The 19,735-nt window shown below is 72.7% G+C and carries 15 protein-coding genes; all 15 read right to left on the bottom strand.

Annotated elements, in window-relative coordinates:
• Positions 1-1,191: a Gfo/Idh/MocA family protein gene (locus ACZ6TD_RS12385; RefSeq protein ID WP_471353443.1), complete on the bottom strand. Its 1,191-nt coding sequence runs from the start codon at positions 1,189-1,191 to the stop codon at positions 1-3.
• Between the two features lie 60 nt (positions 1,192-1,251).
• A complete protein-coding gene (locus ACZ6TD_RS12390; protein ID WP_471353445.1) occupies positions 1,252-2,310 on the bottom strand; it encodes a substrate-binding domain-containing protein in 1,059 nt (352 codons plus the stop codon).
• Entirely contained in the window at positions 2,307-3,254 is a 948-nt protein-coding gene (locus tag ACZ6TD_RS12395) for an ABC transporter permease (protein ID WP_471357673.1), read from the bottom strand. The genes ACZ6TD_RS12390 and ACZ6TD_RS12395 overlap by 4 nt, the downstream gene beginning before the upstream one ends.
• 125 nt (positions 3,255-3,379) lie before the next feature.
• Complete coding sequence (locus tag ACZ6TD_RS12400) at positions 3,380-4,909, bottom strand: sugar ABC transporter ATP-binding protein (protein WP_471353447.1); 1,530 nt, start codon at positions 4,907-4,909, stop codon at positions 3,380-3,382.
• Positions 4,910-5,295: 386 nt separating this feature from the next.
• Entirely contained in the window at positions 5,296-6,477 is a 1,182-nt protein-coding gene (locus ACZ6TD_RS12405; protein ID WP_471353448.1) for an ROK family transcriptional regulator, read from the bottom strand.
• A gap of 175 nt (positions 6,478-6,652) precedes the next feature.
• Complete coding sequence (locus ACZ6TD_RS12410) at positions 6,653-8,071, bottom strand: DUF6177 family protein (RefSeq protein ID WP_471353450.1); 1,419 nt, start codon at positions 8,069-8,071, stop codon at positions 6,653-6,655.
• Positions 8,068-12,087 (bottom strand): type VII secretion protein EccCa, encoded by a 4,020-nt coding sequence (gene eccCa / locus ACZ6TD_RS12415; RefSeq protein ID WP_471353452.1) that lies wholly within the window; start codon positions 12,085-12,087, stop codon positions 8,068-8,070. The genes ACZ6TD_RS12410 and eccCa overlap by 4 nt, the downstream gene beginning before the upstream one ends.
• On the bottom strand, positions 12,084-13,439 hold the full coding sequence (locus tag ACZ6TD_RS12420) for a hypothetical protein (protein WP_471353454.1): 1,356 nt from the start codon (positions 13,437-13,439) through the stop codon (positions 12,084-12,086). The genes eccCa and ACZ6TD_RS12420 overlap by 4 nt, the downstream gene beginning before the upstream one ends.
• A gap of 74 nt (positions 13,440-13,513) precedes the next feature.
• On the bottom strand, positions 13,514-14,887 hold the full coding sequence (gene eccD / locus ACZ6TD_RS12425; RefSeq protein ID WP_471353456.1) for a type VII secretion integral membrane protein EccD: 1,374 nt from the start codon (positions 14,885-14,887) through the stop codon (positions 13,514-13,516).
• Positions 14,888-14,904: 17 nt separating this feature from the next.
• Positions 14,905-15,174 carry a hypothetical protein gene (locus ACZ6TD_RS12430; RefSeq protein ID WP_413806431.1) on the bottom strand — a complete coding sequence of 90 codons (270 nt, stop codon included), beginning with the start codon at positions 15,172-15,174 and terminating at the stop codon, positions 14,905-14,907.
• The gene (locus ACZ6TD_RS12435; RefSeq protein ID WP_471353458.1) at positions 15,174-16,181 is read right to left on the bottom strand and encodes a hypothetical protein; all 1,008 of its coding nucleotides are present in this window, start codon (positions 16,179-16,181) and stop codon (positions 15,174-15,176) included. The genes ACZ6TD_RS12430 and ACZ6TD_RS12435 overlap by 1 nt, the downstream gene beginning before the upstream one ends.
• Positions 16,178-18,481, bottom strand: coding sequence for a hypothetical protein (locus ACZ6TD_RS12440; protein ID WP_471353460.1), 2,304 nt, complete (start codon positions 18,479-18,481; stop codon positions 16,178-16,180). The genes ACZ6TD_RS12435 and ACZ6TD_RS12440 overlap by 4 nt, the downstream gene beginning before the upstream one ends.
• The gene (locus ACZ6TD_RS12445) at positions 18,478-18,876 is read right to left on the bottom strand and encodes a DUF6507 family protein (RefSeq protein ID WP_471353461.1); all 399 of its coding nucleotides are present in this window, start codon (positions 18,874-18,876) and stop codon (positions 18,478-18,480) included. The genes ACZ6TD_RS12440 and ACZ6TD_RS12445 overlap by 4 nt, the downstream gene beginning before the upstream one ends.
• Positions 18,877-18,920: 44 nt before the next feature.
• Complete coding sequence (locus ACZ6TD_RS12450; protein ID WP_471353463.1) at positions 18,921-19,229, bottom strand: pore-forming ESAT-6 family protein; 309 nt, start codon at positions 19,227-19,229, stop codon at positions 18,921-18,923.
• A 21-nt stretch (positions 19,230-19,250) separates the two neighbouring features.
• The gene (locus ACZ6TD_RS12455) at positions 19,251-19,583 is read right to left on the bottom strand and encodes a hypothetical protein (protein ID WP_037957788.1); all 333 of its coding nucleotides are present in this window, start codon (positions 19,581-19,583) and stop codon (positions 19,251-19,253) included.
• Between the last annotated feature and the right edge of the window lie 152 nt (positions 19,584-19,735).

The following is a 19,735-nucleotide window of genomic DNA, read 5'->3' on the forward strand; positions in this document are numbered from 1 at the left end:
TCAGACGGGTACGGGGGTGTAGACGCAGTTCTTCTCCGCGCTCTCCTCCACGGCGGCCAGCACCCGCTGCACCTGCAGCCCGTCCTCGAAGGACGGCTCGGGGCCGGTTCCGTCGGCGATCGCGAACACCATGTCCCGCGCCTGGTGGACGAAGGTGTGCTCATAGCCGAGGGCGTGGCCCGGCGGCCACCACCCCTCGAGGTAGGGGTGCTCGGGCTCGGTCACCAGGATCCGGCGGAAGCCGGAGTCGGCGGCGGGCTCGGTGTGGTCGTGGAAGGACAGCTCATTGAGCCGCTCCAGATCGAAGGCGAGCGAACCGTGATCGCCGTTGAGCTCGATCCTGAGCGAGTTCTTACGGCCCGCGGCGAACCGGCTGGCCTCGAACGAGGCCACCGCACCGGAGCTGAACCGCCCGGTGAACAGCGCCGCGTCATCGACCGTCACCGGCCCGCGCGCCGCCCCGCCCGTCCCGGAGCCGCCGAGCCCGGCCACCGCGCCGGCGGGCAGCGGCCGCTCCCGGATGAAGGTCTCGGTGAGCGCCGAGACGCCGATCAGCCGCTCCCCCGCCAGATGCTGCGCCAGGTCGACGATGTGCGAGCCCAGGTCGCCGAGGGCGCCGGAGCCCGCGTACTCCCGCCGCAGCCGCCACACCAGGGGGAACTCCGGGTCGACGATCCAGTCCTGGAGATAGGTGACCCGCACGTGCCGCAGCACGCCGATCCGCCCGTCCGCCACCATCCGGCGGGCGTACGCGATCGCGGGCGCGCGGCGGTAGTTGAAGCCCACCATCGCCGCCTGGCCGCGCTCCCGCGCCCGCCGGGCCGCCTCCACCATGGCCTCCGCCTCGGACACGGAGTTGGCGAGCGGCTTCTCGCACAGCACGTGCTTGCCCGCCTCCAGGGCCGCGATGGCGATCTCGGCATGGCTGTCGCCGGGGGTGCAGACGTCGACCAACTGCACATCGTCCCGGGCGATCAGCGCCCGCCAGTCGGTTTCGGCGGCGGCCCAGCCGTGCCGGTCCGCGGCGGCCCGTACGGCGTCCGCGTCGCGCCCGCAGACGGCGGACATCGCGGGGCGGGCGGGGAGGTCGAAGACACGGCCGACGGTACGCCAGCCCTGGGAGTGGGCGGCGCCCATGAAGGCGTAGCCGACCATGCCGACGCCGAGTGTCTTCGCTTCAGGATTTTCCATGGGACTCCTTCTGACGATCGCAAACCGACGCGAGGTGGGGGGTCTGGCCCTCAATCGGGCTCAGCTGAATCCCGTGGGGAGGTATTCGTCCACGTTGTCCTTGGTGACGACGGCGGAGTAGAGGGTGAGGGAGGCCGGGATCTCCAGCTCCGCGAGACCGCCGACGCCCTTGCCCTGGCCGAGCGCGCGGGCGAGGTCGATGGCGGATGCGGCCATGGTGGGCGGGTAGAGCACGGTGGCCTTCAACACGCTGTTGTCGGCCTTGATGGCGTCCATGGCGTGCTTGGCGCCCGCGCCGCCGACCATGAGGAAGTCATCGCGCCCGGCCTGCTTGATGGCGCGCTCGGCGCCCACGCCCTGGTCGTCGTCGTGGTTCCACAGGGCGTCGAAGTCGGAGTGGGCCTGGAGCAGCTGGGCCATCTTCGCCTGGCCCGACTCGACCGTGAACTCCGCGGCCTGGCGGCCGACCTTCTTGATGTTGGGGTAGTTCTTCAGGGCGTCGTTGAAGCCCTCGGTGCGCTGCCGGGTCAGCTCCAGGTTGTCGATCCCCGCCAACTCGATGACCTTGGCGTTCTTCTTGCCCTTGAGCTGCTCGCCGATGTAGCGCCCGGCGTTGAGGCCCATGCCGTAGTTGTCGCCGCCGATCCAGCAGCGGTACGCCTGCGGCGAGGCGAAGATCCGGTCGAGGTTGACCACCGGGATGCCCGCCCGCATCGCCTTCAGCCCGACCTGGGTCAGCGCCTTGCCGTCGGCGGGCAGGATGACCAGGACGTCGACCTTCTTGTTGATGAGGGTCTCGATCTGGCCGATCTGCTGGGCGGTGTCGTTGGAGCCCTCGGTGGCCTCCAGGTGGACGTCCTTGTACTCCTTGGCGCGCCGCTTGGCCTGCTCGTTGATGGCGTTGAGCCAGCCGTGGTCGGCCTGGGGCCCGGCGAAGCCGATGGTGACCGCCTTACCGGGCTTGTCATCGGCCGTGTTCGCGGCCTGCTTGGCATTGTCGCCGTCGTCGTTGTTCTCGTTGCTGGTGCACCCGGCGGCGAACAGCGCGCCCGCCGCGGCGGTGCCCAGGAGGAGGTTTCTGCGGCTGGTGGCGGAGGAGGAGCTCTTGGCATACCTCATGGCGTCGAACGACCCTTCTGTACCAGGACGGCGGCGACGATGATCGCGCCCTTCGCGATCTGCTGGACATCGCTCTGAAGGTTGTTCAGGGCGAACAGATTGGTGATGGTGGTGAAGACGAGGACGCCGAGGACGGAGCCGGTGATGGTGCCGCGGCCGCCGCTGAGCAGCGTGCCGCCGATGATCGCGGCGGCGATGGCGTCGAGTTCGTAGAGGTTGCCGTTGGTGTTCTGGCCCGAGCCGGTGAGGACGACCAGCATGAAGGCGGCGACACCGCAGCACAGTCCGGAGAGCAGATACAGCAGCAGCCGCTGCCGCCGGACGTCGATGCCCGCGAGCCGGGCCGCCTCCGCGTTGCCGCCGATGGCGACCGTGCGCCGGCCGAAGGTGGTGCGGTTGAACACCAGCCAGCCCACCACGGTGACGGCGGCGAAGATCATCACCAGCGGCGGTATGCCGAGGACGTAGGCGTCCGGGAGCCCGAGGTCCAGGACCTGGTTGACGGTGACGACCTGGGTCTTGCCGTCGCTGATATGGAGGGCCAGGCCGCGGGCGGAGGCGAGCATCGCGAGGGTGGCGATGAACGGGACCATCCCGCCGTACGCGATGAGCACCCCGTTGACCAGTCCGCAGCCGAGCCCCACCAGGACCGCGCACAGCAGGATGCCGCCGAGCCCGTAGTCCTGGGTGGCCACCGTGGTGGCCCACACCGAGGCCAGCGCGACGATCGCGCCGACCGACAGATCGATGCCGCCGCTGGTGATGACGAAGGTCACGCCGACGGTGACGACGCCGATGACGGACGCCTGGGTGAGCACGAGCTGGAGGTTGTCGGTGCTGAGGAACTCATCGGGCTTGGTGAAGCCGCCGACGGCGACCAGCACCGCCAGCACCCCGACGAGGGAGAGGTTGCGCAGGTCGGCCAGGCGCCGCAGCCTGCTCAGCGGATCGGTGTCGGTGCGGCCGGCCGGCGGCTTGCCGACCGGGCCGGCCGTCAGCGTGGCGCCCGCGCCCGGTACCGGGGCGGGGTCGGCCGGGGGCGGGGACGCCGGCCTGCTCCCGGGTGAATTCACGACGGGCTCCCTTCCATGACGAGATCGAGGACGCGGTGCTCGTCCAGCTCCCGCGCGGGCGCCGTATGGACGACGCGCCCCTCGCGGAGCACCAGCACCCGGTCGGCGAGGCCCAGGACTTCGGGCAGTTCGCTGGAGACGAGGAGAACGGCCATGCCGTCGTCGGCGAGTCGGCGGATCACGGCGTACAGCTCGGCGCGGGCGCCGACGTCCACCCCGCGCGTCGGCTCGTCCAGCAGCAGCACCCGGCAGCCGCGCAGCAGCCAGCGGGCCAGTACGGCCTTCTGCTGATTGCCGCCGGACAGGGTGCGCACCGGCCGCTCCGGGTCGTCGGGGTGCAGCGACAGATCGCGGACGCAGCGGCGGGCCGCCGCCCGCTCCGCGCCGCGGTCCACCCATCCGGCGCGGGAGAAGCGGGTCAGCGAGGAGACCGAGACATTGCGGGTGACGGACTCCAGCATCAGCAGCGCCTGCGCCTTGCGCTCCTCGGGGGCGAGGCCGAGCCCGGCGCGCACGGCGGCGGTCACGCTGCCGGGGCGCAGCGGGCGGCCGTCCACCAGGACCCGGCCCGAGGTGGGGCGGCGAGCGCCGTAGACGGTCTCCAGGATCTCGGACCGCCCGGAGCCGACGAGGCCCGCGAGCCCGACGATCTCGCCGGGCGCCACCTCGAGGTCGATCGGCTCGAACTCCCCCTCCCTGCCGAGGTTCTCCAGCCGCAGCACGGGCGTGGTGGTGGCGAGCGGGGGCGCCGCGGTGCGGCGCGGGAACGCGTACTCCACGTCCCGGCCCGTCATCAGGGCCACGACCTCGCGGGTCGGGGTGGTGCGCGCGGGCAGCCCGCGGGCCGCGGCGCGGCCGTCCTTGAGCACGGTGACGCGGTCGCCGATCCGGCGGATCTCCTCCAGCCGGTGCGAGATGTACACGACGGCGACCCCGGCGGCGGTGAGATCCCCGACGATGCGGAAGAGGTTGTCCACCTCGTCGGGGTCGAGGGCCGCGGACGGCTCGTCCATCACGATCAGCCGGACGTCGTGGGAGAGCGCGCGGGCCATCGAGACGATCTGCTGCCCGGCCGCGGAGAGGTCCCCCACCAGCCGCGCCGGGTCGATCTCGGGGTGCCCGAGCCGGGTGAGGAGGGCGGCGGTGGCGGTGCGGGCCGCGCGGGAGCGGACGAAGCCGCCGGTGGCCATCTCATGGCCGAGGAAGACGTTCTCGGCGACGGACAGCCCCTCCACCAGGTCGAGTTCCTGGTAGATGGTGGCGATCCCGAGGCGCATGGCGGCGATGGGCGATTTGAGGGTGACCGGTTCGCCGCGCCAGAGGATCTCGCCGCTGTCGGGCTGATGCGCCCCGGCGACCACTTTGATGAGGGTGGACTTGCCCGCGCCGTTCTGGCCGAGCAGACAGTGCACCTCGCCCGCTTCGACGTCGAGGTCGACGCCGTCCAGGGCCCGTACGCCGGGGAAGGACTTGGTGATCGCGGACATGGTGAGGAGTGGGCGCGGGTCGGGTGGTGCCGGTGCCATGGCGGGCCTCCTCGGCGGATCGCTCGATGCGGTGCGGTCGCTCGATGCGGCGGATCGCTCGATGCGGTGCGGGTCGCTGGGGCGTGCGGGACGTTTGGGCGTACGGGACGTTTGGGCGTACGGGTGCGCGGCGGGGCGGTGATGTGGTGGTGGGGTGGCGGGGCGCGACGGGGTAGCGGCGCGGCCCCGGTGGGTGTGGGGCGCCGGGTGGTGTGCGGCTCGGTGGTGCCGGTGGTGCGGCTCGGTGGTGCGGCTCGTGCCTCGACGTGGCGTACGCCGAGGGGCGGTGCGGTGCTGATGCCGTGGTGCTGCTGCGCTGTGCCGGGGTACGGCCCGGCCGGGGCCGGGCGGGGTCAGGCGGTCATGCGGTGGTGGCGATCAGGCGGTCATGCCGGTGAGAAGAGGTGGTCACTGATCAGGCGGGCCGCGCCGGTGACCCCGGCGACCGGGCCGAGTTCGCCCAGCACGATGGGGAGGTTGCCGGTGGCCAGGGGCAGGGACTGGCGGTAGACCTGGGTCCGTATGGCGGCGAGCAGCGTATGGCCGAGCCCGGTGACACCGCCGCCGATGACCACCAGTCCGGGGTTGAAGAAGCTGACGAGCCCGGCGATGACCTGGCCCGTACGGGTGCCGCCCTCCCTGATGAGGTCGAGCGCGGTCGCGTCGCCCGCGGACGCCGCGGCGGCGACGTCCGTGGCGGCGAGGCTGCCCACCTCCTCCAGCCGGGCGGCGAGTTCGGCGGACCTGCCGTCGCGGGCGGCCGCCTCGGCGTCGCGGGCCAGCGCCGCGCCGCCGAAGTACGCCTCCAGACAGCCGTGGTTGCCGCAGGCGCAGGGGCGGCCGTCGGGTTCGGCCTGGATGTGGCCGATGTCGCCCGCGCTGCCCGTCGTCCCGCGGTGGACCTCACCGCCGACGACGATCCCGCAGCCGATACCGGTGCCGATCTTCACGCAGAGGAAGTCCTTGACGGAACGGGCGACTCCCGCGTGCTGCTCCCCCATCGCCATGAGGTTCACATCGTTGTCGACCATGACCGGGCAGCCGAGCTCCTGGCTGAGCGCCTCCCGTACCGGGAAGCCGTCCCACCCCGGCATGATCGGCGGCGCCACGGGCACGCCCTCGGGGAACCGCACGGGGCCGGGCACTCCGATGCCCGCCCCGTCGAACCCCTCGGCCACGCCGGACGCCCGGAGCTTGGCGGCCATGTCCAGCACCTGCTCGAAGACCGCCACGGGCCCCTCGCGCACATCCATGGGCTGGTTGAGGTGGCCGAGGATCTCCAGTTCGGCATTGGTCACGGCGACGTCCACGGAGGTGGCGCCGATGTCCACGCCGAGCAGCCGCAGCCCGGGCGCGAGCCGGATGTTGTGCGAACGCCGGCCACCCCGCGAGGCCGCCAGCCCGTCCGCGACCACCAGTCCGGTCTCCAGCAGCCGGTCGATCTCCACGGCCAGCTTCGAACGCGACAGGTCGATCTGATCGCCGAGCTGAGCACGGGAGTTGGGGCCGCCGTCGCGCAGCAGGCGAAGCAATCGCGCCTGATGCGCGTTCGCCGGTCGTGCCGTCATGCGCCTCACGCTGCCCCTCCCGCCGTCATCGGCATCCACCTGGCTTGGCTTTCACGGGGAACGTAGCAGCGGTTGTCGGAGGTGGGAAGAACTTGCGCCGCAATTGGCTTCGACTTTCTCCTGTCTCAGGACAAAGTGATGCGCGCACGGATGCCCTCGAATGCCCGGCGACGCTTCAGCCCGGCTGCCTCAGATGGCGCATGAGCTGCTCGAACAGCGCCCAGCTCGAGGGCGAACTCCCGTCGCCGAGCGGATAGTAGAAGCCCGGACGGGCCGCGGGCCCCAGCGGCACGGGCCGGGCGGGCAGCGGTGTGCGCCGGGCGAAGGTGAGGCCGACGTCCTGCGCCTCGTCGGCTCCGAGCGCGAAGCCGACCGGGACGGCGGGCGGTTCGAAGCGGGCGGGCAGGCTCAGATCGCGGCGGGCGCCCCGTAGCTGGACCAGCAGCGACTGGAGCCGGTGCTCAGTCACCAGCGTGGCCGCGAGATCGGGCAGGACATCCAGCGGCGGCTTCTCGCCGGGGCCGTAGCCGAAGGCCAGCGTCACGTCCTGTTCGACGCCCCGGGCGGTCCGCTCCACCCGCAGCGTGGCGATCGCGGGCCGGTCGGCACGGCCCACCGCGACCACCCAGGTGCCCTCCGGGGCACGGTCGCGGGCGAGGGCCGTCAGCGCCTCGCACGACCAGGGCAGATTGACGGGCTCGGCGGTGCTCCAGCCCTCGGGTGGACCTCCGGTGACGGCGGTCCAGGCCGCTTCGAGGGGCCCACCGAGGACGAGCCGCTCATCGGCGGGCTGCACGGTGCGGAAGGACAGGGCGAGTTGACGCTCCCCGGTGTCCTCGGCGCCCTCGAGGAAGGTCCGGGCCACCGGAGTGCGCTCCGGTTCCGCCTCGACCGGGGTGAACCCCCCGTCGTGCCAGCGCAGCAGGGCGCCGGACAGCCCGTCGTAATAGCCGCCGCCCTCGTCGTCGCGCACCACCCAGCGGGACGGCGGCGCGGTGAGCGACAGGCGCGTGGGCAGGCTGAGCCGGGAGGTCGCGGGGGTCACGATCTGGACGGCGCGGTCGCTCGCGGCCGCGGCCCGCATCGCGTCCGAGAGCCAGGCCGTCATGGCCACCACGGGTCTGTCCTGGAGCAGCACCGCCGTACGCTCGGTGAGCACGTCGACGGCGGGCTGGGCCGCGGCCGGGGCGGCGGCGGACGCGGCACCGGCGCCGGGCTGTGCGGCCTCGCCGCCCGCCGCCGCGGCCGGCGGCCAGACCGAGCCGCCGCACAGCCGGGCGAGACGCCGCGCGAAGGACGCCGCCAGCAGCTCGGCGCGCTCCACTCCGGTGGCGGCCCTGGCCTCGGTCCACCACACGGGCACGCCGGTGCCCTGGGCCTCGGGGCCCAGCAGCCGCGCCGCCTCGCCCGCTACCCGCACCAGCAGCGGCGCCTCCACGGACACCAGCGGGCGGCCCGCCTCGTCGCACATCTGGATCACCGCGCCCTCGCCGGCCGAGCGCACCTCGAGGTCGGGGCCCCCGGCGAACAGCCCGGCGACGAGGCTCCAGATGTCGGGCATCCGCTCGGTGAGCGCGATCACGTCCTTGGTCATCGGCCGTCCTCCTCCGGGTGCCGCTCCTGCTCCACCCATCCCGTCTGGATCAGGCGGTCGGGCTCACCGCGCCGGACCAGCAGCCCGCGCCCGGGCGGTTGTGCGGACGCGTACACGCCCGGGAACAGCTGGCCCTCCATCCGGTCGCCCGCCATCACCAGGGCCGATGTGCCGCTCTCCCGCAAGGTCATCAGGAACGGCTCGTACAGGGCCCGGGAGCTGCCCGCCACGCGCCGGGCGACCACGAAGTGCAGTCCGATGTCGGGCGCGTGCGGCACATACGGCAGGAAGGGCTGAAGCGGCTGCTGACCCGCGGTGGTGAGGATGTCGTAGTCGTCGACGAGGATGACGATGCGGGGCCCGTCGTACGCCGGGCCCGCCGAGGGCGGCGGGGTGCCGGTGGTCTCGTCCGGCATGCGCTTGGCCAGCTCGCCCGCGATGCCCGCGGCGAGCCCCTCGCAGATCCGGGAGTTGTACGCATAGCCGCCCTGGTACGCCTCGGGCACCACCTCGCGCAGCCCGCGCCGCGGATCCATGATCCCGAAGACCAGCTCCTCGTCGGAGTACCGCGCGGCCAGGCCGTCGGCGATCAGCCGCAGCAGATTGGTCTTGCCGCACTCGTTGTCCCCGAGGATCAGCAGGTGCTGGTCGCGGTCGAACAGGTCGAGCAGCACCGGCTCGAGCGCGGTCTGGTCGACCCCGATCGGCACCCGGCGGGGCTGGGACGTGGCCGACGGCAGCGACCGGGCGGGCAGCCGCGCGGGCAGCACCCGCACCCGCTGCGCCGTCTCCCCGGGCCAGGCCGCGCCGATGGACCGGGCCGTCTGCTCGACGGCCGCGCCCAGATCGGCGGTGGAGGCGCCGCCGTCCAGGCGCGGGAGGGCGGTCTGCGCGAACAGCTTGCGGTCGGTCAGGGCGCGCCCGGCGTCGTCGGGGGTGAGGGTTTCGGCGAGCCTGCGGTCGATGCTGCTGTCGCCCGCGTCGTTCAGCCGCAGCTCGACATGGGTGCCGAAGGTGGACTGGTGGCCGATGCGCACGTCGTTCCAGCGCAGCATCGCGGCCACGACGTGGATGCCGTACCCGCCGCCGCGCTTGAGCAGGTCGCCCACGGCGTCGTCCAGGGCCTCGAAGTCGTCGCGCAGCGCCCCGAACCCGTCGATGAGCAGCACGATGTCGGTGGACGCCAACTCGGGCAGGGACCCGGCGGCGCGCAGGGCGCGCAGCCGCTCCATCGAGTCGATGCCGTGCTCGCGGAAGAGCTCCTCGCGGGCGTCCAGCATGCCGCGCACCTCCTCGACCGTGCGGGTGGCCCGCTCCCGGTCGGCCCGCCCGGCGACGCCACCGACGTGCGGCAGCGCGGCGAGCGCCTGCAGACCGCCGCCGACCAGGTCGAGACCGTAGATCCCGACCTCACGCGGGGTGTGGGTGAGGGCGAGGGAGAGCGCGAGGGCGCGCAGCAGCGTGGTCTTGCCGGACTGCGGGCCGCCGATCACGGCGGCGTGGCCGCCGGCGAGGGTGAGGTCGAGGATCCACTGCCCCTGCCACTGCCGCCCCGGGTCGTCCAGCAGCCCCAGCGGCACCCGCATCGTCCCCGGGCGCCGGACGAACTGCATGCCGCGGGCCGCGTCGACCTCCACCGGCCCCGCCGCGGCGTCCAGCGCGAGCGCGGCGGGCAGCGGCGGCAGCCAGATGCGGCGCACCGGGTCGGCGGCGCCCCTGATCTGGTCCACCATCACGGACATCACGGTCGGCCCGGGGTCCCGGGTGCGCTTGCCCGCGCCGGGCGCGGCCTCCCCGGCGGGCGCGGAGTCCTCCGGCCCGGCGAGCGTGTTGTACGCGGGATACGGGTGGATGGCGGGCCCGGTGTCCTCCACGGTGCGCGGTGCCGGGCCCCGGTACGGGCCGGAGACGTACCCGGCCTTGAACCGCTCGTACGCCGTGGTGTCGACCTTGAGGTAGCCGAAGCCGGGCAGCGGCGGCAGGTGGAAGGCGTCGGTGGTGTCCAGGACGGTGCGGCTCTCGTCGGCGGAGAAGGTGCGCAGGCCCAGCCGGTAGGAGAGGTAGGTGTCCAGGCCCTTGAGCTTGCCGCCCTCGATCCGCTGGCTGGACAGCAGCAGATGGACACCGATGCTGCGGCCGATGCGGCCGATGGACAGGAACAGATCGATGAAGTCGGGCTTGGCGGTGATGAGTTCGCCGAACTCGTCGATGACGACGAAGAGGTGCGGCAGCGGCTCCAGGTCGGGTCTCGCCGTCTCGCGCACCGCCGCGTAACCCGAGATGTCGGCGACGTTGCCCGCGTCCTTGAGCACTTGCTGACGGCGCTTGACCTCGCCCGCGAGGCTGGTGTGCACCCGCTCCACGAGCCCGGCCTGGTTCTCCAGGTTGGTGATGACGCCGGCCACGTGCGGCAGCCCGTCGAACGGGGCGAAGGTCGCGCCGCCCTTGTAGTCGACCAGCACCAGCGCCAAGTCCTGTGGCGGATGGCCGGCCACCAGGGCGAGGACGAGGGTGCGCAGCAGCTCGCTCTTGCCGGAGCCGGTGGCGCCGACGCACAGGCCGTGCGGGCCCATGCCCAGTTCGGCGGACTCCTTCAGGTCGAGCAGCACCGGCTCGTGGGCGTCGTTGACGCCGATGGGCACCCGCAGGAAGGAGCGCTCGCCGCGGGGCGCCCAGGCACGGGCCAGGTCCAGGGCGCCGGGGTCGTCGATGCCCAGCAGTTCGGGGAAGTCGACGGGTCCGGACAGCGGGGCGTCCACGAGGGATTCGGCCGACAGCCGCAGCGGGGCCAGCATCCGGACCAGGCCCTCGGCCCCGGCGGCGGTGACGTCGTCCACGGTGCCGTGGGCGCCCGTCGGCTGCCCACCGCGCAGGTCCTCCACGACCACCTCGTCCTCGCCGACGGTGATGCGGATCGCCACCTCGCCCGGTTCCTGCACCCGCTCGGCCACCAGGTGGAGCACGGTGACACCCATCTCGCGGTGGGCCACGGCCTCGTCGGGGCGCGGCAGCTCCCGTGCCTCCTCGCCGTGGTCATCGCTGATGACGAGCAGCCGGCCGCTGAGCCCGAGCGCGTCGGCCCCGGACAGGCCGCGCCGCACCTCGGCCGCGTACGCGGCGCGCTGCCGGAGGTCGCGGCCGAGGAGCCGGGCGAGCTGGGGCAGGTCGGGGGCGATCCGGCGGGCGGCGACCGGCCCGTCGCGCTCCTCGGCGTCCAGCAGGTGCGGCAGCCACTTGAGCCAGGCCCAGTCCCGCTCGACCCGGTCGCCGGGGGCGGCGAGCGCCAGGGCCACGTCGTCGGGGGCGTGGGCGACGGCGGTCTGGACGAGCAGCGCCCGCACCACCCGCAGCACCGCGTCCCGCTCCCCCACCACGCTGACGTTGCCCACGCGGTCCAGCGGTACGGTCAGCGGCAGATCGGTGACCAGCGCGTAGCGCCCGACCAGGGCGCCTGCCTCGTTGAGCATGAACGGGTCGGGCGGGGTGAGCACACTGCCCGACTGGCGGGCCACGGTCAGCGGCCGCAGCGGCATCTCGCCGGTGCCGATCCGCACCCGCAGGAAGTCCGGGTCGGTGCGGCGCCGCTCCCACAGCCGGGCCGGGTCGCGCACCACGTCGTACAGGGCCTGCGGCGGCGGGTCGAGCACCCGCGCGGTGGCGCGCCAGGCCCGCTCCTCGGCGCCGAGTTCCTCGCGCAGCTCCTCCAGATACTCCAGATACCGCTCGCGCTGCCGGCGGCGGGTGCGCTGTGCGCGCCCGCGCTGGGAGAACAGCAGCACCAGGGCGCCGACGACGGTGACGACGAGGACGAGGGCGCCGATCGCCGCGAACTGGCCGCTGCGCAGCACGGTCATCATGACGACCGAACTCATCACCCCGGCGATCGGCAGCAGCGACATCGCGGCCCCCGCCGCCTTGCCCTCGGGCAGGTTGGGCGGGGCCTCGATGGTGCGCGGTTCGGGCTCGGGCAGCGGGCGGGTGGTGCGGGCGGGCCGGTGCACCAGGTGGGTTGTCATCGCCGTCCTCCCCTGTGTCCTCCCCTGTCGCGCACGGCGCGGTCCAGGAGTGCGGCGGCCAGGCGGCCCGCGGCCAGCCGGGTGCTGTGGGCGAGCAGCCCGGTGCGGATGGCGCCGCCCGCGGCCAGATGGCGGTCGTACGGAATGGCCATCACCTCGACCCCGCTCTCGGCGAGGTGGGCGCGGGCCACGTCCAGGTCGAGCGCGGTGTCGGGCGAGGACTCGGTGAGGGCGACCACCGTGCCGGGCAGCATGGGGCGCGGCACCGCGGCCATCCAGTCCAGGACGGTGCGGGTGCTCGCCACGCCCTCCAGGGTGGCGGGCGCCACCAGCACCCTTGCCTGCACGGTGTCCAGCGCCGTACGGGCCAGCTCCCCCGGCAGCGTCTCGCAGTCGACGACGGTGACACCGAAGTAGCGGCGCAGCGCCATGGTCACGGTGCGGTAGGCCCGGATGTCCAGCGGAGTGCCGATGCGGCCCTGGCTCCCGGGCAGCAGCCAGCCGCCCTCGGGCAGTTGGACCAGATAGCCGGTGACCTCCGCGAACTGCATCGAGGGAGATACGACTTGGGCCACGTCAGCGCAGGTCCAGCGGACCGACTCGGCGCCGAGCCGGATGGGCAGACTGCCCAGCGCCGGGTCGGCCTCCACGACGAGGACCGGGTCCTGGCGGTAGTGCGCGAAGGTGAGGTTGAGCAGCGCCGCGACGGTGGTCTTGCCCGCGCCGCCCCGGATGCTGCTCACCGCGATCTGCCGGCCGGTGGTGACCGGTTGCTGCAGCGCCCGGGCAACCTCGGTGGCCTCCTCCACCTCACGCGAGGCAGACGCGGCGACCAGCCGCCGCAGGGTGCGCCCGGCGCGGCGAGTGACCGGGTCCCCGCTGCGAAGCCTGCCCTGGGCGAGGGCGAGCCGAGGGTCGACGGGCGGCACGGGGGTGGGGGCGGGCAGGTGCTGGGGGCGCGCCTGAAGACGCCGGTCGGGGGGTGCGAGGGGTGAGGCGGGCGCGGCGGGTACGGGAGGCGCGGCGGGCGCGGCGGGTGCGGGGGGCGCGGCGGGTGCGGCGGGTTCGGGGGACGTGGCGGGTGCGGCGGGTTCGGGGTCATCTGGGCCCGCGGCCCCGTTCACCCGCCGTGGGGCGGGGGCGGGGTGGGCCGCGGTAGCTCCCGAACCGCCGGGAGCCTCCCCGGCCCCGGGGGCGCCCGAAGCCATCAGAGCGCCCAGAGCCTCGTAGCCTTCCGATGCCTTGGATTCGGAGGCACCATCCTCGGCGGCCCCGGAGGGCCCGGGGCTCTTGGAGACAGGCGTGTTCCGCAACTGGCGGAGCACATCGCTCTGCCAATCCCCTGCGCCCATGACGCCTTCCCTCGGCTCGGATACGGACAACGGTCGACTACGGCAACGGCAACGGCAACGGCCGGGATCCGGCGCTAGAACGCGTCCAGCAATCGCCCGTACACCCCGAACACCCCGACCACCAGCGGAAACAGCACGATGACGCCGACCGTCTCGACCAGGTCCACGATCCGCCGGAGCCGGACGCGGACATGCTCGGGCGGCCGTACGGTCAGCACGCCCAGCGGGAGCAGCGCGGCGACGGCGAGCGCGGCCAGCGGTCCGTACGGTCGGCCGTCGGTGGTGTCGAGCCAGAGCACCACCAGACGTACCAGCAGCACCAGGGCCGCGGCGAGCAGCGCCACCACCTCGGCCGCCAGCGGGTACGCCCGCGACCGGGACAGCAGGACGACCGCGAGCACCGCGGTGAGCGGCACCGTCCACGGGGAGGCATCGCCGACGGCGAGCAGCCCGGCGGCGGTGGCGGACACCGCGGTGACGAGCGTGGCGAACACCAGCCCCCGGTGGGTGGCGGCGAGCGCGGTCGCCACCTCGTGCCGACTGACCGACGCCCCGCCCGAGCGCCGGTCGTCAAGACCGGTGAGCCCGGCGGCGGTCAGTGCCAGGCGCGGCAGAAGGCCGAGCGCCACCACGGACACCACGGCGAGCACCGCGCCCGACCGGGCCTGCTGGGCATCGGTGTGGGCGCCGTCCTGCAACGCGGCGACGACCTCCCACAGCCCGCCGGTGACCACGACGGCCCCGGCGCCGATGTACGCGCCCCGCCCGACCGTGGCCGAGGCCCCGAGCAGCAGCAGCGTCACTACGACGGCCCCCGCCACCCCGGCGAGCCGCGCCGCGCCGCCCCAGCCGTGGGCGTCCGCGGCCGTCCAGGCGGCGAGCACGCCGAGGGCGCCGCCGGTGAGCATGAGGGTGGCGCCGAGGTCCCGGTTGCGCAGCCGGGCGGCCGCGGCCCCGGTCAGCGCCAGCGCCGCGGCCGCCACGGCCAGGGCGGTGGCCACGCCGGAGTCGGGGAGGCCACGCCGCGCCAGCAGCCCGACGGCCAGCGCCAGCGCGAGGGTGGCCGCGCTCGCGGTCCACTGCCGCGCCGCCGCCGACCACCGCCATGCCCGGAGGTCCAGGTCCTCGGCCACCTCGTCGGTGACGTCGTGCACCACCGGCGCCGCGGGAACGTCCCGCTCCCGTACCAGCCGCAGCACCGCACCGTCCGGCACCGACGCGGACGTGAGCGTGGCGTCCTGCGGCAGGACGACCCCCTCGGCGGTGACCAGATGCCGCAGCGTCGGCCGGTCCGCCACCTGGTCGTCGACCAGCCGCAGCACATCCGGCAACAGCCGGCCGACCGGCTCGTCGGCGGGCAGCACGATGTCCACCCGCCGCCGCTCCCCGACCAGCGTGACCCGGCTCAACTCAGCGCCCCGCACCTGCTTCGCCGCCCCCACGATCATCCCTCCCCCGATGGGCCCTACCGGGCCGTGTCCGTCGCGGCGGTGGACGAAGGCGTCAGCACGCCCGGCCCGGACCGGCCCTGCTTGCCGATCGTGTCGGAGATGAACGACCACCCCACGCACCCGGCACACAGCACCGCCGCGATCACGATGCCCGCGAACACCTTCCCCAGATTCTCATCCACCGACCGCCGCCCCCGCTGCGCGCCGAACAACAGCGCGTCCCGGATCCGCCGCCGCCGGACCGCCACCGACTCCAGCAGCTGACTGTCGTAGTCCCGTGCCATCAGTTCTCACGTCCGGCCCGTTCGCGCAGGGTGGCAAGGTCCGGGGCCGTGGCGTGGGAAGCCAGGTCCACGCGGCCGGCCTGGGGGTCGGCCGGCTCGCGGGCGAACTCGGTGAGGGCCTGCGAGGGCGCGAGTCCGCTTTCCTTGGCCCGCCGCAGCCGCTCCAGCCACCGCAGGCCCGCGTGATAACCGGCGTCCTCGGCGGCGTCGCGGGGCTCATAACTGGCGGCCCCTTCGGCGTCCGCGGCCCACAGATAGCCGAGGACGCCCCCGCGCTCACTGGTGACCGGGGCATACTCGACCTCCCCCTTGGCGGTCCTGGCATATTCGTTCCCACCGAACCCCGTGTTGTGGTGGAAAACGCGGTTCCGGTAGGGGATTTCAAAACTGCCCCACACATCGGATGCCGAACCGTCCTCGTCGAAATAATTGTCGACGCCGGTCTCCGTCGGTTTTCCGAACCAGGTGGGATCGTCGGGATCGGTGTCGTCGCCGATGAGTTCGGAGATTTCCCGCAGAGCCGCCGCGAGGCGCGGATAGTTCGCGGCGTGCACGGCTTCCTGGGGCCGGCCGCGCAGATCGTACGGCATCCACGCATCGGAGTACGTCGTCAGTCGTGCCGTGTAATAGCCGAGGAGCATGGACGCACCGAAGGTGAGCAGCCGCTCCTCGCGGTGCTCGACGCCGTCCGCCCCCAGCCATACGCCCGGGCACCTGATGTCCGCCTCCACGGCGCCGGGCTCGCCGGGGCGCAGCCCGCGCCTCACCAGGCGGATCAGGTCGCTTCCGTCCGGCTCGGTCACCTCGATCTCGCCGCTGAAGAGGGAGTTCTCCGGATGGCCCGACTCCGGGACGGAGACGCGGACCCGAGGGTTGCCGACGGCGAGTCGGTGGCTCGCCAGCAGCGAGAACCCGTCCAGCACACCAGTGAGGGTCCGCTCGACAGCGTCCCCGGCGTCGTCCTCAGCCCCCCACGTCCACCGGGCGACGGGCGTTGACGCGATCACGGCGCTCCTCCAGGATCAGGGACGAATTTTCCACCGGGGGGAATCATCAGGGTGCCGTCCTCGACTCGAATGACGAACTGCACGTTTGTGGTGCCATACACCTCGTTCAGCCGCCGGGCCATGTCCTTGGCTTGCAGATCCGCCAGAGTGCCCTTGGTGTCGAGCACGAATGTCTGCACATCGGCATGGGAAAGGGTCAGCTGGTGTATGTTTGCGAAGATCGCTTTCATCAGCTTCTTGGGGTTCGTGAGGGTCTTGAACTGGTATCCGTAGGCCGTGCCCCTGTGATCGTAGGCCAGCACGTCCAGGTCCGCCCCTTCCTCCAACCGGACGCCGGGCTTGATCTCGAAGCCGGCCTCCTTGACCTCGAATTTGATGTCGTCGATCCCACTGGCGTGCAACCGGTTGGCGAGGTGTAGCTGATCCGCCACACCCTTCATGTCCGGCTTGGCCAGGCTGGAGACCATCCCGTGGTAGCCGTAGGCGTGGTTGAACCGGCCCGAGGCGATGGTGTCGGCGATCTCCTGGCCCTGCGGATGACGGGTGAGGTTGTCCAGCAATTTGTTCAGGTCGTCCCGCTTGACCTTCGAACCGCGCAGTTGTTCGCGGATCAGCCGCTCGGTCTCGCCCCCGCGGTCGAACGGCCGGGGCTCCTCGGGGGGAAGCCCGTAGTGGCCACCTGGGCCACCCGGGTCGTGGGGGCCACCAGGGCCGCCCGGACCGCCCGGGTCGTGGGGGCCGCCAGGACCACCACCGCCGCCGCCCGGGCCGTCACCGCCACCCCCGCCGCCCGGGGCGGCGGGGTCGTGGGCGGGGGTGCCGGTGTCGTGGGTGGTGGGGTGGGAGCCGCCGCTCGTGGTGGGAGTGTGCTTCTCGGGCGGATCGTTCGGTGGGTCGTTCGGGTCGTCCTTGCTCGCGCGGGGGCCCAGGTCGTCGGGGGCGCGGCCCACCTCGTGGCCGGGCGCGCCCACATGGGCGAGCTCCCGCTGCCGGGGGCGCTGGGCCGCGTCCAGCGCCTGCCGGTCGGCGGCGGACGGCTCGTGCATCGGGTGGTGCACGGTGCCGTCGGGGAGTTCGAGGGCGCCGTTCTTGTGCAGGACGCTGCCGTCGGGCAGCTTGACCGAGCCGTCCGGGCGGAAGACCGTGTCGTCCGGAAGTTTGAGTGAGCCGTCCGGCAGCCGCGCACCGCTGCCGGCGCGCAGGTTCTTCAGATGGCTCACCAGGTCGCCGACCTTGAGCTTGGACAGCCCGATGCCCGCGCCCTTGAAGACGTAGGTCATCGGGTCCACGACCTTGCCGACCTTGCCCGCCGCGCTGAGCGTCCGCGCGACGGCGCCCGACTTGGCGGCGGACCCCGCGCCGTCCGTGGCGATGGCCGTGAGCACGTTGAAGGTGACCCCGCCCGCCGCTCGAGCCGGGTTCTTGCCCCACTCGTCCCATGCCACCATCGCCTTACCGGCGTTGATCATGGTGTGTTTGGTGCTCTTGAGAAACCCCGGCAACATGGAGTCGGGGGTCGCGAACCAGCCCGGCACCAGCGTGTTCAGCGACAGGCCCACGGCCAGCTTGCCGAGGTTCGCCCAGGAGTTCTTGAAGGCGTCCCAGCCGTCGACGCCGACCATGGTGCCCAGACCCCGGATGGTGCCCCAGACGCCGTCGACGATGAAGCCGTCCCAGACGAAACTCTTGACCCAGTGGTCGATCTCGTACCAGTGGTGTGTCTCCGACTCCTGAGTGCCCCAAGGGGTCTTCTCCGCGTGCTGGAAGACGTCAGCCGTGTAGCCGTACATCCCCGGCTTGTGGGTCCCGTCGTCGACCACCCAGTGGGTGCCGCCGACCAGAGCACTGATCTTGTTGGCGCAGCTCCGCTCCGCGGCCTCGAACGCGGCCGTGGCCGCGCCCACGTCGGCGATCAGGTCGTTGTTGTGCTGGACCTTGTCCCCGTCGTCCTTCCAGTCGTCGTCACCCCCGTTCTCCCTGATGAACTCGGCGGCGTCCGCCCTGAGCCGCTTGAGCCGCTCGATGATGGGCCGCACCTCGGTGGCGTATGCGCTCAGGGCGCTGCTGACGGCCTCCAGCTTGGTCGCGAACGCGTCGGCCTTCTCCTTGACCGGCCTGGTGGTCGCGAACAGCTGCTCGGCCTCGGGCGCCGTGTAGTACGCCGACAGGCCCTGGAACTGGTCGTGGACCCCCTGGCCGGTCTTGCGGATGTGTCCGGCGTCCGCCTTCAGCGCGGGCGCGTCCTTCTCCAACTGCTCAAGATTTCCCGTGAATTCGGGAATGCCATCCAGACTGATCATTTCGGACCGCTCCGGTGGTGTTGACCCGGAGGGTTCAGATCGGGCGCCTTCAACGCCTCGCGCTGGGCGTGCGCCGCCATGGCGAGGTCGCCCCCGACGTACTCCTTCGTGGCGGTCGCCGCGCCCTTGATCGACTTGCCGGAGCGCGCGGCGATGTACTTGATGTCGTTCTCTGTCTTCTGCTCGAACTCGACCAGGGCCGCCGCGACGGGCCCGCCCTCGGGCTTGGGCCCGCACCCCATGCTCAGCGTGCCCGCCGACTTCGCGGCACTCAGCAGGTGCTTGCCGTACGACTTCGCCTGGCCCTCGATGTCGTCGGCGACATGTCCGGTCCTGAGAAGGACACCGCGCACCCCACTGGTGTCGATGTCCCAACCGTCCTCAGGCTTCCCCACCACGTCCCCCTTTCAGCCTCAACGGCGCGCGGTGTCACGCGAGTTCAGCCGATGGCGTCCACCGCCGCCTTGGCCCTGGCCAGGGTCTGCTGGGCGGTTCCGTCGTTCTTCTCCAGAGTGGCCTTCACCAGGTGGATGATCTGCCGGACCTCGGCGGCGGCCTTGTTCCACCGCGCTTCCTTGCCGTGGTACTCGTCCGCCACGCCGTCGGCGGTGAAGTCCGCCATGGCCGCCTTCACCGCCCGGTCCCGGTCGGTGAGCACCCGCTCCAGCTGCCCGATCACCACGCCGAGGCTTCCCTGCACCTCACCCGACGCCCCCGTGTCGTAGCTGCGCCGATCCTGATTCCCCATTGCTCGTCACCCCCGCCGTCTTCACCGGCCGTTGAAACGGGCCGCGTCGAAATTGGCCGCGGCCATGGTCTGCCGCGCGTTGTCCGCCGACTCCACGTCACCGCTGCCGAATGCCTTGTCCATCCCGGACTGGCCGCCCAGGATGTCCCGCAGCGAGCCGTTGAGCGCCGCGGTGATCTCGTCCGCGTTCTGCTTGAACTGGTCGAACGCCGCCTTGCCCGCGCCGTTGAAGCGGCCTTCCAGCGGCTGCGCCGCGGCGATCAGTTGGCGGATGAGCGCCCCCAGGTCATCACTCGATCCGGATGTCTGGGAGGTCAGCGTTGACAGCGTGGAACTGCCCATGTCGAACTTCACGAACCCACCCCCGTTGGGTAGTCGCCATGGTTCCGTCGAGCGGGCCCCGCGTCGGAGGCCCGACCCATCTCAGTATGGCCCCGGGCACCGACAGTCCCGCCACCGCTCTGTAACAGTCGGTCGCCCAGCCCGTAACAGGACCGGCGGCGGGC

The sequence above is a fragment of the Streptomyces yongxingensis genome (genome assembly GCF_055597465.1).